Raw genomic sequence first — 12,381 nt, forward strand, 5'->3', positions numbered from 1 at the left:
CATGGCGGTCTATGTCTACGCGATCACGGCTGAGGCCCATCCCCAGCGCCTGGACGGCCTGAACGGCGTCGGGAACCCGCCGGAGGAACTGCGTACGGTCGACGGCCGGTCGCTGGTCGCGGTCGTCAGCGACGCGCCCGAGGGGCTGAAGGCCAAGCGGCGTGACGTACTGGCGCACCAGTCCGTGCTGGAGCGGCTGATGGCCGACGGCAGCGTGCTGCCCCTGCGCTTCGGGGCCCTCGCGCCCGACGACGACGCGGTGCGGCAGGTGCTGGACGAGCGGGCCGACGCGTACCTGGAACGGCTGTCGGAGCTGGACGGCTGTGTGGAGTTCCATCTCAAGGCGTCCGTCGCCGAGGAGGCGCTGCTGCGGGACGTCCTGCTCGAGTCGGAGGAGGCACGCCGGCTGAACGAGGACGTCCGGGCCGGCCGGGGCGGTCAGGACATGCGGATGGCGCTCGGTGAACTGGTCGCCGCGGAGGTCCAGCGGCGTCACGAACTGCTCGCGGCGGAGACGGTGGAGGCCCTGCGGCCGGCGGCACGGGACGTCGCGACGTCCGAGCCGACCGGCGACGACTTCGTCAGCGTGTCGTTCCTGGTGGAGCAGGCGCGGCAGAACGAGTTCCTGACGGCGCAGAAGGACCTCGCCGACCGGCGTGGCGAGGACTTCGCCTTCCGCCTCCACGGGCCGCTGCCGCCGTACAGCTTCGTCTAGTCGACTTGTCGCGGGAGATGCGGCCATGGGCTTGCTGACTCAGATCCTGACCTTTCCGCTGGCCCCCGTCCGGGGCGCCGGGTGGGTGGTGGAGCAGGTGGCACGCGCCGCCGAAGAGGAGTTCTACGACCCGGGGCCCGTGATGCGGGAACTCGCCGAACTGGAAGAGGCGCTGACATCCGGCCGGATCGACGAGGAGACCTTCGACCGGCGCGAGGACGAACTGCTGGAGCGGCTCGAGGAGATCCGCCGCTATAGGGAGAACCCACGATGAACAAGGCGACAACAGGCGCGGCGTTGCTCGGCGGTTATCTGCTGGGCCGGACGAAGAACGGGAAGCTCGCCCTGGCCGTCGCGGCCTGGGCGGTCAAGAGAAACGTGGACACCAAGAAGCTCACCTCCGCGCTCGTCGGCTCACCGGTGATGGACGCCGTCGGCGAGCAGGTGCGCAAGGACCTGCTCAACGCGGGCAAGGAGGCGTCTTCCGCCGCCGTGGACGCGGTGACGGGCAAGCTGGCCGACACCCTGCACGAGCGGACGATGGGCCTTCGGGAGGAGACGTCCAAGACCCTGGGGACGGTTACGGGGAAGGACGAGCCGGAGGAGCCCGAGGAGTCGGAGGAACCGGAGGAGCCCGAAGAGCCCGAGGAGTCGGAGGAACCGGAGGAGTCCGGGGAGGAACCGGAGCGGGAGCCCGAGGCCGCAAGGAAGCGGGACACCGCGTCCGAGGACGGGCCGGAGGCGAAGAAGCCCGCCAAGGTGCCGGCCCGCAAGGCCGCCAAGTCGGCGGGCAGAAGGAAGCCGGCGTCCCCCTCCGCGCAGAGCGGTGAACGCACCGGCACCGGCACGAAGAGGAGGTCGGAGTGATGGCCGACACCAAGAAGACGGGTTTCGCCGGCGAGGCGGGCAATCGGCTGATGGAGGAGGTTCAGCAGTACCTCCAGGCGCGGGCCGAGCGGACCGTGGCCTCCATGGGCGAGCGCCTGGGTGAGGCCACCAAGCAGCTGGCCGAACCCGGAGGCTCAGTCGGCAACACCCTCTCCACTCTGGCCAAGGGCGGCAAGCAGCTCAGTGAGGGCAAGTCGCCCGCGCGGGTCGCGGGCGGAATGGGGGTCTCCCACATGGTCGGCGGTCTGAAGGACAAGGTGAAAGGGCTGTTCGGAGGCCACAAGGGCGGCAAGGGCGAGACCCGGACGAAGAGCGTCGTCATCATCGAGGACATCAACGTCGGCGTCCCCGTGCGGCAGGCCTACGACCAGTGGACCCAGTTCCAGCACTTCAGCCGCTTCGCCAAGGGCGCGGTCAATGTGGAACGGTCCGACGACACCACCTCCAACTGGCAGGTGAAGGTCGCCAAGTCCAACCGCAGCTGGAAGGCGAAGATCACCGAACAGGTGCCGGACGAGCGCATCACCTGGACCTCCGAAGGAGCCAAGGGCACGACCAAGGGCGCCGTCACCTTCCACTCGCTCGACGACAACCTCACCAAGGTGCTCGTCGTGGTCGAGTACTTCCCCAAGGGGCTGTTCGAGAAGACCGGCAACATCTGGCGCGCCCAGGGCCGCCGTCTGCGGCTCGACCTCAAGCTGTTCCGCAAGTTCGTCACCATGCAGGACGAGCCGGCCGAGGGCTGGCGCGGCGAGATCCGCGACGGCGAGGTGGTGCGCGGGCACGACGAGAACGTGGAGGAGGAGGAGAAGGACCGCGAGGGGGAGGACGAGGGCGAGGACGGGGAGGACCACCGCGACGAGGCGGACGACGAGGACGCCGACGAGGACGCCGACGAGGACTACGAGGGGGACGAAGAAGGCCACGACGGTCAGTGGGACGAAGGCGGGGACGAGCACGGCGACGAGGAGGACTGGGAGGGCGAGGAGGAGTCCCAGGACGAGCCCGCGAAGGCGCGTGACGAGGACTCCGGCGACGAGCCCTACGACGACGAGGAGGAGCCGTACGACGACGAGGAACCGTCCGAGGACGAACGTCCGCGCCGCCGCACCGCCGGTAGGCGCTGAGCAACGCCGGATCGAGGTCGAACGGCCGTGACCGAACCAGCCACAGGCAACCTCGGCTCCTTCGAGTCGAGGGCGACCCCCGCGCCGTACGGACAGGGCACGTCGGCCAACCTGGCCGACATCCTGGAGCGCGTACTGGACAAGGGCATCGTGATCGCCGGTGACATCCAGATCAACCTGCTCGACATCGAACTGCTCACCGTCAAACTGCGCCTCCTCGTCGTCTCGGTCGACAAGGCCAAGGAGATGGGCATCGACTGGTGGGAACACGACCCGTCCCTGTCCTCCCGCGCCGAGGGCGGCGCCCGCGACCTGGCCGAGGAGAACCGGCTGCTGCGTGAGGAGATCGCCGCCCTGCGCGACGCCCGGGAACTCCCGCCGGCCGACCGGCGGCCCGTCGAGCGGACTGTCCGGCGGCGGCCCGCCGAGCGGGCCCGGGAGAGGGCGCCCGAGCGGCGGCGGCCCGTCGAGCGGGCGGGGGAGGCGGCGCCGGAGCGTGCCACCGAGCGCCGGCCCGAGCGGACGCCGGAGGGCGCGCCGGAACGGACGCCCGAGCGGCCCCGCCGCAAGGCCGCGGGGTCCGAGCCCGCCCGCCCCGCTGAGAAGCGGCCGCCCAGGACCGAGCGATGACCGGCTCCACCGAGGACCGGGCATTGACCGGCTCCACTCCGCCCACCGGATCGGCCGCGACCTCCGCGACCTCGGAGAGCTCCGCGACCTCCGCGACCGTGACCTACGTGTACGGCGTGGCGGCCCCGCGCGACGGTTTGCGCGAGGCGGTGGCGTCCCTGCGGGGCGTGGCCGACGCGCCGGTGCGGCTGGTGACGGGGGAGGCGGGAGGCCCGGCGGCGATCGCCGGCGACGTCCCGGCCCGGGACTTCGAGGCGGCGCCCCTCGCGGCCCATTTCGAGGACCTCACCTGGCTGGAGGCGGTGGCCCGGGCGCACCACGGCGTCATCGACGCCGTGGCGGCCGGCGGCACCGTCCTGCCGCTGCGGCTGGCGACCATCTACCGCGACGACGACCGCGTACGCGCGATGCTCACGGCCGACCGCACCGCGTTCGAGCGCCGCCTCGCCCGCCTGGCCGGCAGCGTGGAATGGGGGGTCAAGGTGTACTTCGCGCCGCCGCCGGAGCCGGCCGCCGCCACGCCGCCCGCCTCCGGGGCGGAACTCAGCCCGGGACGGGCGTACCTGCGCAGCCGCCACCGCGAGCGCGACACCCGCCAGGACGCGATCCGGGCGGCCGCGGAATCCGCCCAGCGCGTCGAGGCCGCCGCGCGGGCCCACGCGGTCGAGCAGGCCCGCCACCGCCCGCAGCAGGGCCCGCTGGCCGGCGGCTCGGGCGACAACATCGTCAACGACGCGTACCTCGTGCCGCGCGAGGGGGCCGAGGACTTCCGGCTCGCGGTCGAACGGGCCGCGGCGGAGTCGGGCGCGATCCGCGTGGAGATCACCGGCCCGTGGGCGCCGTACTCCTTCGCCGCGTCGGGGCTGGACGACAGCGGCGCACAGGGCCCGGAAGTGATCGTGTGACGGCCGCCGACCGCGCCGCGCCCGGCCCCCCGGACCGCCCCCCGCTGCCCGACCGCCAGGTCGCGCTCATCGACCTGCTGGACCGCCTGCTCACCGGAGGCGCCGTCATCACGGGTGACATCACCCTCTCGATCGCCGACATCGACCTCGTACGCATCTCCTTGCGCTCCCTCATCACCTCCATCAGCGCCGAGATGCCGGCGCCGTGGCCACCCGGTGGTGGCCCCGTCACAGCCCTGCCGCCGCCGGACGACGGCATCCGCCCGCCATGACACCCGACGCCCGGGACACGCCCGGCCCCCGTGAGTCGCGCGATTCGCGGGATACGCCCGACCCGCGGGACACCCCCGAGGCCGCGGACGCCCGCAGCCGCTACGACGAAGTGGCCGACGCGGCCGGCCGTGCCTTCCGCCTGTTCCCCGCCGCCCCGCAGGACCTTCCCCGGCCGGGGCACGAGCGCACGCCCCGTACCGGCGCCCGGATCAACGCCGACCCGGACACCGTCGAGCGGGACCTGATGAAACTGGTCCTGACGCTCGTCGAGCTCCTGCGCCAGCTGATGGAACGCCAGGCCATGCACCGCGTGGACGCCGGTGACCTCACCGAGGACCAGGAGGAGCGCCTGGGCATGACGCTGATGCTCCTCCACGACCGCATGACGGACCTCTGCGACCGCTACGGCCTGACCATGCAGGACCTCAACCTGGACCTCGGCCCGCTGGGCACCCTGCTCCCGCCCGCCGAGCCGCCCCCCGGGCCGCCCGGCTGACGGCGTACGGCACCGGGTGCGGCGGGGCCACTCGCGCACCCGTGGTCCGTTGGCCCGCACCGGATCAGTTATCCCCGGTTTCCACTGGGCCAATGGCACAGCGCGCAGGGTCCGACTTGAGCCATGCGGGCGGCAGATGTTCTTATGGGTGGGTCGATGGCGCCGCGGACTCCGTGGCGCCTTTTTCATGTCGGTGCGGCATCGCAGCGATGTCGGGAACGGCATCCGTGCGATGTCAGGGCGAAGGCGGGGCGGAAAGCAGTGCTGAAGAGGATGTTCGTGGTGCCGGACCCGGGTCGGCTGCGGCTGCGCAGCGCCACCCGGTCCGTCCTCGGCGTCGGGTTGGCCGTGGCCGTCTGCGGCCTCACCGGACACACCCTCCCCGCGGTCATCACCGGCGGCCTCGCCGCACTCCTCGCCCTGTTCACGGTCACCGACGCCACGGTCCGCTCCCAGGTGCTGAGCACGGCCCTGCTGCCCACCGTCGGCTTCCCCGTCCTCGCTCTCGCGGCCGGGCTGCACGACACCCCGCTGCTGCGCGACGCGGCGTTCCTCGCGGTCGCCGGGCTCGGGGTGTACGCCCGGCGCTGGGGGCCGCGCGGCCACGCGCTCGGCGTCTTCGCCTTCATGATGTTCTTCGTGGCGCAGTTCCTGCACACGGTCCCCGGCCAGCTGCCCGGCCTGTACTCCGCCGTCGCGCTCGCCCTGCTCGCCTCCTCCGCGGTCCGCTTCGGCCTGTGGTGCTACGAGCGACGCCTGCCGCCGCCGACCGCCCCCGCGCTCCCCGGAGGCACGGGCCTGGCGCGTCCCACGACCCGCCAGGCGGTCCAGGTGGCCGTGGCCGGCGGATTCGCCCTCGTGGTGGGCCAGGTGCTCTCCGAGGGGCGTTGGTACTGGGCCGTCGGCGCCGCCTGGTGGATCTTCGTGAACACCTCGTCGCGCGGCGAGACGCTGCTCCGCGGCTTCCGCCGGGTCCTGGGAACGGTCGTCGGCATCGTCGCCGGCCTGCTCCTCGCCCTGCCGCTGCACGGCGCGGTCGCCCCCACGGCGGCCCTCGTGGCGGTGTGCGTCTTCGGGATCTTCTACACCGCACCGGTGTCGTACAGCTGGATGATGCTCGCGGTCACCCTGATGGTGTCCCTGCTGTACGGGCTGCTGGGCGCCCTGGCGCCGAGCCTGCTCGCCCTGCGGCTCGCGGAGACCGGCGTCGGCGCCCTTGGCGCGGCGCTGGCCGTGACGTTCGTGCTGCCCATCACGACGCACTCCGCCACCCACGCCTGGATCGAGCGGGCCGTGCACAGCGTGCACGACTGCACCACCACCGCGGCCCGCCGGCTGGCCGGGGACCCGGACGCCGACCCCGCGCCGCTGGCCGCCCGGCTCGAGGTCGTGATCGGCCGCGCGCGCCTCTCGCTCGCCCCTCTCGTCCACCCCCTCAACCCGCTGCGCGCCCGCAAGGCCCGTGCCCGCCAGGTCCTCGCCCTGTTGGACGACTGCGCCCGTGAGGTGCGCGGGCTCGCCTCCGTCGCCGCCGACCCGCAGGCGTCGCACGACGCGCGCCTGGCAGCGGCCTGCTGGCGCGTCGAGGCCGCGGTCGAGGCCCTGGTGTCGCCCGGCGGCCGGCCGGCCGCCGCGCCCGGCCCCGAGGCCCGTACGGTCGCGGAGCCGCACGACCACCCGACCGCCGAGGCCGCCCTGCGCCACCTCCACGGCCTGGAGAAGGTGCTCACCGAACTCGCCGCGCCCCTGCACAGCTCCCCGAACTCCCCGCTGGTCGGATCCTGAGCTTCTCCCCGTCCCCGCCGGTCGGCTCCTGAGCTCTTCGGAATCCCCGCTGGTCGGGATCATGAACGGCGGACTTCCCGCCGCCGGCTCCTGACCCGCCGCGCCGCCCGGGAGAATGTCACCGGGCCTCGCGGCCCACGCAGCCCGCACGGCTGTACGCGATCACATGGCGGAAAGGGGCTCCACGGTGAGCAGCAGCAACGAGGCCGAACCGGTTGCCGGACGGGCGCAGGGGTCCGGGTGGCCGGTCCGGGCGTTCATCGGGTCGTTCACCTCGGCGGGCGGCCGCGGCATCACCGCCGCGGACGTCGACCCGGATACGGGCGCGCTGACCCTCCTCGGTTCGACCAGTACCCTCGCGGACCCGTCGTTCCTGGCCCTCGCGCCCGGCGGAACGATTCTGTACGCCGTCAGCGAGACGGACGACGGAGCGGTCGCGGCGTTCGACGTGTCCGCCGGCGGCGCCCCGCTCCCCGTCGGGGACCCGGTCCCCGTGGGCGGCGCGGCGCCCACCCACCTCGCGCTCGCCGCCGGGCACGTGGTGACCGCCAACTACGGTTCGGGCAGCCTCACGGTCCTCCCGATCGGCGCGGAAGGGGCCCCGGAGGCCGCCACCGGCGTACTCCACCACCGGGGCAACGGCCCTGATCAGGACCGCCAGGCCGGGCCGCACGCGCACCAGGTGCTGCCCGATCCCACGGGGCGGTGGGTGCTCAGCGTCGACCTCGGCACCGACTCGGTACGGGTCTGCGCCCTCGCGGCGCCCACCGGCACCCTGCGCGTGCACACCGAGACCACGCTGCCGGCCGGCAGCGGCCCGCGTCACCTCGCCTTCCACCCCGGCGGCGGGCACGCGTACGTCGTGGGCGAGCTGGAGCCGGCCGTCACCGTATGCCGCTGGGACGCGGAGTCCGGAGTCCTCGTGGCGCTCGGTGAGGCCCCTGTGGTGGCGCCGGGCACGCAGGGTCCGACGTACCCCTCGGAGGCCGTCGTCGCCCGCGACGGGCGCTTCCTCTGGGTGGCGAACCGGGGGCACGACAGCATCGCCGTGCTCGCGCTGGCTCCGAGCGGCGCCGTGGCGGACTTCGTGACGACCGTGGACTGCGGCGGGCACTGGCCGCGCGACCTCACCCTCGATCCGTCCGGGCGCAGGCTCTACGCCGCCAACGAGCGCTCCGGCGACGTCACCTGGTTCGACATCGACGAGGAGACGGGCATACCGCGCCGCGCGGGCTCCGTCGAGGCGCCGGCGGCGTCCTGCGTCGTCTTCGGCTGAGAGCGGGCCGCGTCCGCCGGGGCGTCCCTGGACGCGCCCGCACGCGGGCGAGCGGAGGACGAATCACGGGCCAACGGCCGAGGGCCCGCGCCGGACGACCGGTGCGGGCCCTCGGGGTCGCTCGGGGCGGCTCAGTGGGCGGGCATGCCCTGAGCCGGCTGCGGAGCGATGCCCAGCGCCGTCGTGTAGTGCGACAGGGCCAGCTTGCCGATCGCCGGGTAGGCGCCCAGCGGCTCGGCGGTGGCGCAGTCGGCCTCCTTGACGGCCGCGTCCAGGAGGCTGTCGGGCACCTCGGGACCGATCGCGTACGGGGCCAGGGCGAGCAGCGTCGAACCGGAACCGCGCAGCTGCTCGGCCACGGCGGCCACCGATCCCTCCTCGTCGAGCGCGGCGGCGATCACCGGTACGGCGAGTCGCGCGGCCAGCAGCATGCCGGTGATCCCGGCGGCCTGCACGGCCTCGTCGCCGCCCACGGTGGCCAGGATGATGCCGTCGGCCGCCGTCGCCACCGTGAACAGCCTGGCCCGGTCGGCGCGGGAAAGACCGGCCTCCGAGAGGCGCACGTGCAGGGCCTCCGCGAGCAGCGGGTGCGGGCCGAGGACGTCGGTCAGCTCGACGGCGGCGCGGCTGTCCATGACGGCCTGCCGTATCCGGCGCATCAGCGCGTTCTCCGGGCCCGCGAGCAGCGGCACCACGACCGCCGAGGGGCCCTGCGGCTCGGCGGCCTCACGGCCCGCGGCGCGCGCCTGCTCGTAGCGGGCGGTGCGCTCGGCGGCGGTGTGCGCCAACACGCTTTCGAGGGCGGGGTACTCGTCGTTGTCGCCGTCGAGGTACCCGATCCTGGCATCGAGACCGGGCAGCTCGGAACGGGCGATGCTGACGACTTCCTCCGCCAGGCTGCGCGACGCGCTGCCCGGGGTGCCGGGGACGGCGAGGACAAGCGCGGGCGCGCCCTCGGGAGCCACCACGGGTTCCGGCCGGCGGTGCCGTCCGGACTGGCGTGGTCGCGGCATTCGTACAGGCAGGCCGGATGCGGGCCCAGTGGGGGAGCTCATGGCGCCGCATGCTACTGGGTTTGTGTGCTCGGCTGTTCGGGGAGGGGGCGTTGCAGCGGTGTCTGTCCGTATTTATCCCGTGAGTCGCTATGCGTTCAACTGCCCTGCTCTGTCGGCAGGTGCAGCAGCCGCCCGTCGACGGGCAGCCGCAGGCCGTCGGTGGCGAGCGCTGCGGCCACGCGTACCGCTCCCGCCAGCGGATCTCCCGCCGCCGGGACGGCCCGTGCGTGCGGCCGCCGCTCGGCGAGCGCCGCCCGCAGCGGTACGAGCAGTGGCTCGCCCATCTTGAACAGGCCGCCCGTGAGGGCGATCTCGCACTCTCCGTCCGGGCACACGGCGTCGGCGGCGTCGGCGATGTGCCCGGCCGCCTCCCGCAGGATGCGCGCGGCGACCGGATCGGCGGGTGCGGCCGTCGCGCAGCGGGCCACTTCCGGCGCGAACGAGGCCAGCACGGCGGGGCGGTCGGTACGCGGGTAGAGCAGGCCGGGCAGTTCGGCGGCGGGACAGAGCACCGCCTCCAGGCGGGCCAGCAGCGCGGGGGAGCCCCCGCGGCGCCCGTCATGGGCGCGCATCGCCGCTTCCAGTCCCGCGCGGCCGATCCACGCACCGCCACCGCAGTCACCCAGCAGATGCCCCCAGCCGTCCGCCCTGCGCCAGGCGGTCAGGTCCGTGCCCAGAGCGATCATGCCGGTGCCGGCCGCGACCACCGCTCCCGGCCGCAGGCCGAGCGCTCCCGTGTACGCCGTCACCGCGTCGGCGGCCAGCGCGAGACGCCGTACGCCCAGGGCGCCCGCCAGGGCCTCGGGCAGCCGCGCGCGCAGGTCGTCGCCGAGCGTCGCCATGCCGGCCGCGCCGATCGCGACGGCGCCGACCGTGACGGGGGGAGCGGCGGCGTTCCCCTCGCCGGCTTCGCCGAGCAGCGCGCGGGCCATGGGGAGCAACTGCTCCAGCAGATGCGCCGCGTCGATACCGGCGGGGCCGGTGCGCACCGGCTCGCGCGACGAGGTGACCTTGGCGCTCTCCGGTGCGGACGCGTCCGCCAGGGCGACCCGCAGCCCCGAACCGCCGGAGTCGACCCCGAGCACCCAGGGCGTGCCGGCGGGACCGGAGGTGCGGGGACGTAGCGTCATGGACCTACTCCAGGCAGACGAGCAGCGACGACCGCACCCTATCCCCCGGTCACCGCACCGGCCCCGGCCCGGCCCGCCGCCGCACGACCCCGCCGCGCCGCCGCCCGCCGCACCGTCGCGCATCGCGCCGCCGGGGCCCGCGCGGCCGCCGGGCGGCCGGGCACCTGCCCACCGCCACGGACGGGTTGGGGCGTGTGCGGGTCGCACCAGTAGAGTGACGCGCCGTGGCAGCACTACCGTTGAACCAACTTGTCGAGCCCGGCTGGGCGGACGCCCTGCGCCCTGTGGCGGGGCGCATCGCGGCCATGGGCGACTTCCTTCGCGCCGAGATCGCGGCGGGCCGCACCTACCTGCCCGCCGGACCCGACGTCCTGCGCGCGTTCCAGCAGCCCTTCGACGAGGTACGGGTGCTGATCGTGGGTCAGGACCCGTACCCCACGCCGGGCATGGCCATGGGGCACAGCTTCTCGGTCGCGCCGGACGTGCGCCAGTTGCCCGGAAGCCTGGAGAACATCTTCCGAGAGCTGCACACCGACCTCGGACTGCCCCGCCCCTCCAACGGTGACCTGACGCCCTGGACCCGGCAGGGCGTGCTGCTGCTGAACCGCGCGCTGACCACGGCTCCCCGCAAACCCGCGGCCCACCGGGGCAAGGGCTGGGAGGAAGTCACGGAGCAGGCCATCCGCGCCCTGGTGGCGCGCGGGAAGCCGCTGGTGTCCGTGCTGTGGGGCCGGGACGCCCGCAATCTGCGGCCCGTGCTCGGCGACCTCCCGGCCGTCGAGTCCGCGCACCCGTCACCCATGTCGGCCGACCGCGGCTTCTTCGGCTCGCGGCCGTTCAGCCGCACCAACGACCTCCTCGTCCGCCAGGGCGCGCAGCCGGTGGACTGGCAGCTCCCCTGAGCCGGGGACGCGTCCCGAACCACGGTGAGCGGGGGGAACCGCGATGCGCACGGGAAAGGCCCGTGCGCACCCGCGGTGGCTCAGCCGATGACCGCCGCCCGTACGCAGAGCACGTCCGGCAGATGCGATGCGAGCATCCGCCAGCTGTCGCCGTCGTCCGCGCTCGCGAAGAGCTCGCCGTTGCGATTGCCGAAGTAGACACCCGCCGGGTCCGCGTCGTCCGTGCACAGCGCGTCGCGCAGCACCGTCCCGTAGTGCGCCTCCTGCGGCAGCCCGGCCGACAGGGGCTCCCAGCTCGCCCCGGCGTCCGCCGTGCGGTAGACCCGGCAGCGGTTGCCGGCCGGCACCCGGTCGGAGTCCGCGGTGATGGGGAAGACGTACGCCGTGTCGGCGCGGTGCGGATGCGCGGCGGCGGCGAAACCGAAGGTCGAGGGCAGCCCCGCCCCGATGTCCGACCAGTTGGCCCCGGCGTCGTCGCTGCGGAACACCCCCCAGTGGTTCTGGAGGTACAGCCGGTCGGGATCGGCCGCGTCCTGCGCGATCTTGTGCACGCACTGGCCGAACTCCGGGTCGGGGTCGGGCAGGAAGACCGCCGACACCCCCTTGTTCGACGGTGTCCAGCTCGCCCCGCCGTCCACCGAGCGGAACACCCCGGCGGTCGACACGGCCACCGTCACGGCCCGGGCGTTCCGGGGGTCCGTGATGATCGTGTGGAGCCCCTCGCCGCCTCCGCCCGGCACCCACCGCGAGCGCGTGGGGTGCTCCCAGAGCGGCCGGACGAGCTCGAAGGACTCGCCCCGGTCCTCGGACCGGAACAGCGCCGCCGGTTCCGTTCCCGCGTACACCACGTCGGGCGCCTCGGCCCCGGCCGGACGCAGCTGCCAGACCCGCTCCAGCGAGGTGTCCGTGAACTCGGGGAACTTCACAGCGGGTTGCTTCGGCTCGACCCAGGTCGTGCCCAGGTCGTCGGAGTGGAAGACCGACGGGCCCCAGTGCGCGCTGTCCCCGCCGACCAGCAGCCGGGGGACCGGGCCCCGGGTGTCGATGGCGATCGAGTACACGGCCTGCGCGTTGAAGTGGGGTCCGTCGACCTCCCAGTCGCCGCCGCGCCTGCGGCCGATGAACAGACCTTTTCGTGTACCTACCGTGAGCAGTACGTCGGTCATGGCCGACACCTCCAGGACGCCGTTGTCTCAGAT

The 12,381-nt window shown here is 74.0% G+C and carries 14 protein-coding genes; 11 read left to right on the top strand and 3 right to left on the bottom strand.

All coding sequences use genetic code 11. The annotated features are described in order from the left end of the window. Position 1 precedes the first annotated feature (1 nt). The 10 genes from ACWGH0_RS18045 to ACWGH0_RS18090 all read left to right on the top strand — a co-directional run bounded on the left by ACWGH0_RS18045 (position 2) and on the right by ACWGH0_RS18090 (position 8,095). Positions 2-715 (top strand): GvpL/GvpF family gas vesicle protein, encoded by a 714-nt coding sequence (locus tag ACWGH0_RS18045; RefSeq protein WP_453405132.1) that lies wholly within the window; start codon positions 2-4, stop codon positions 713-715. Positions 716-740: 25 nt separating this feature from the next. Beyond that, the gene (locus ACWGH0_RS18050; RefSeq protein WP_453405133.1) at positions 741-989 is read left to right on the top strand and encodes a gas vesicle protein GvpG; all 249 of its coding nucleotides are present in this window, start codon (positions 741-743) and stop codon (positions 987-989) included. Further along, positions 986-1,582 carry a hypothetical protein gene (locus ACWGH0_RS18055; protein ID WP_453405134.1) on the top strand — a complete coding sequence of 199 codons (597 nt, stop codon included), beginning with the start codon at positions 986-988 and terminating at the stop codon, positions 1,580-1,582. Before ACWGH0_RS18050 ends, ACWGH0_RS18055 begins: the two co-directional genes overlap by 4 nt. Then, positions 1,582-2,730, top strand: a complete 1,149-nt coding sequence (locus tag ACWGH0_RS18060; protein WP_453405135.1) for an SRPBCC family protein — start codon at positions 1,582-1,584, stop codon at positions 2,728-2,730. Before ACWGH0_RS18055 ends, ACWGH0_RS18060 begins: the two co-directional genes overlap by 1 nt. Before the next feature lie 27 nt (positions 2,731-2,757). Continuing rightward, entirely contained in the window at positions 2,758-3,360 is a 603-nt protein-coding gene (locus ACWGH0_RS18065; protein ID WP_453405136.1) for a gas vesicle protein, read from the top strand. Next, positions 3,357-4,265 (top strand): GvpL/GvpF family gas vesicle protein, encoded by a 909-nt coding sequence (locus ACWGH0_RS18070; RefSeq protein WP_453405137.1) that lies wholly within the window; start codon positions 3,357-3,359, stop codon positions 4,263-4,265. Before ACWGH0_RS18065 ends, ACWGH0_RS18070 begins: the two co-directional genes overlap by 4 nt. After that, a complete protein-coding gene (locus ACWGH0_RS18075; RefSeq protein WP_453405138.1) occupies positions 4,262-4,537 on the top strand; it encodes a gas vesicle protein in 276 nt (91 codons plus the stop codon). Before ACWGH0_RS18070 ends, ACWGH0_RS18075 begins: the two co-directional genes overlap by 4 nt. Next, the gene (locus ACWGH0_RS18080; protein WP_453405139.1) at positions 4,534-5,034 is read left to right on the top strand and encodes a gas vesicle protein K; all 501 of its coding nucleotides are present in this window, start codon (positions 4,534-4,536) and stop codon (positions 5,032-5,034) included. Before ACWGH0_RS18075 ends, ACWGH0_RS18080 begins: the two co-directional genes overlap by 4 nt. A gap of 261 nt (positions 5,035-5,295) precedes the next feature. Beyond that, positions 5,296-6,819: an FUSC family protein gene (locus tag ACWGH0_RS18085; RefSeq protein WP_453405140.1), complete on the top strand. Its 1,524-nt coding sequence runs from the start codon at positions 5,296-5,298 to the stop codon at positions 6,817-6,819. 259 nt (positions 6,820-7,078) lie between these two features. Continuing rightward, positions 7,079-8,095, top strand: coding sequence for a lactonase family protein (locus ACWGH0_RS18090; RefSeq protein WP_453405195.1), 1,017 nt, complete (start codon positions 7,079-7,081; stop codon positions 8,093-8,095). 131 nt (positions 8,096-8,226) lie between these two features. Here ACWGH0_RS18090 and ACWGH0_RS18095 read toward each other — a convergent pair whose 3' ends face one another. Beyond that, the gene (locus tag ACWGH0_RS18095; protein ID WP_453405141.1) at positions 8,227-9,150 is read right to left on the bottom strand and encodes a sirohydrochlorin chelatase; all 924 of its coding nucleotides are present in this window, start codon (positions 9,148-9,150) and stop codon (positions 8,227-8,229) included. Positions 9,151-9,245: 95 nt separating this feature from the next. Further along, a complete protein-coding gene (locus ACWGH0_RS18100; RefSeq protein ID WP_453405142.1) occupies positions 9,246-10,280 on the bottom strand; it encodes an N-acetylglucosamine kinase in 1,035 nt (344 codons plus the stop codon). A gap of 224 nt (positions 10,281-10,504) precedes the next feature. Here ACWGH0_RS18100 and ACWGH0_RS18105 point away from each other — a divergent pair, with 224 nt between their 5' ends. Then, a complete protein-coding gene (locus ACWGH0_RS18105) occupies positions 10,505-11,182 on the top strand; it encodes a uracil-DNA glycosylase (protein ID WP_453405143.1) in 678 nt (225 codons plus the stop codon). A gap of 80 nt (positions 11,183-11,262) precedes the next feature. Here the strand turns inward: ACWGH0_RS18105 and ACWGH0_RS18110 are convergent, their stop codons facing one another. Continuing rightward, a complete protein-coding gene (locus ACWGH0_RS18110; RefSeq protein WP_453405144.1) occupies positions 11,263-12,348 on the bottom strand; it encodes a WD40/YVTN/BNR-like repeat-containing protein in 1,086 nt (361 codons plus the stop codon). Positions 12,349-12,381 lie beyond the last annotated feature (33 nt).

This window comes from Streptomyces sp. NPDC054887, assembly GCF_053610585.1.

Bases quoted from the DNA above. Each gene is read 5' to 3' on its own strand.
- ACWGH0_RS18045 (WP_453405132.1), top strand. From the start codon at position 2: ATGGCGGTCTATGTCTACGCGATCACGGCTGAGGCCCATCCCCAGCGC.
- ACWGH0_RS18050 (WP_453405133.1), top strand. From the start codon at position 741: ATGGGCTTGCTGACTCAGATCCTGACCTTTCCGCTGGCCCCCGTCCGG.
- ACWGH0_RS18055 (WP_453405134.1), top strand. From the start codon at position 986: ATGAACAAGGCGACAACAGGCGCGGCGTTGCTCGGCGGTTATCTGCTG.
- ACWGH0_RS18060 (WP_453405135.1), top strand. From the start codon at position 1,582: ATGGCCGACACCAAGAAGACGGGTTTCGCCGGCGAGGCGGGCAATCGG.
- ACWGH0_RS18070 (WP_453405137.1), top strand. From the start codon at position 3,357: ATGACCGGCTCCACCGAGGACCGGGCATTGACCGGCTCCACTCCGCCC.
- ACWGH0_RS18080 (WP_453405139.1), top strand. From the start codon at position 4,534: ATGACACCCGACGCCCGGGACACGCCCGGCCCCCGTGAGTCGCGCGAT.
- ACWGH0_RS18095 (WP_453405141.1), bottom strand. From the start codon at position 9,150: ATGAGCTCCCCCACTGGGCCCGCATCCGGCCTGCCTGTACGAATGCCG.
- ACWGH0_RS18100 (WP_453405142.1), bottom strand. From the start codon at position 10,280: ATGACGCTACGTCCCCGCACCTCCGGTCCCGCCGGCACGCCCTGGGTG.
- ACWGH0_RS18110 (WP_453405144.1), bottom strand. From the start codon at position 12,348: ATGACCGACGTACTGCTCACGGTAGGTACACGAAAAGGTCTGTTCATC.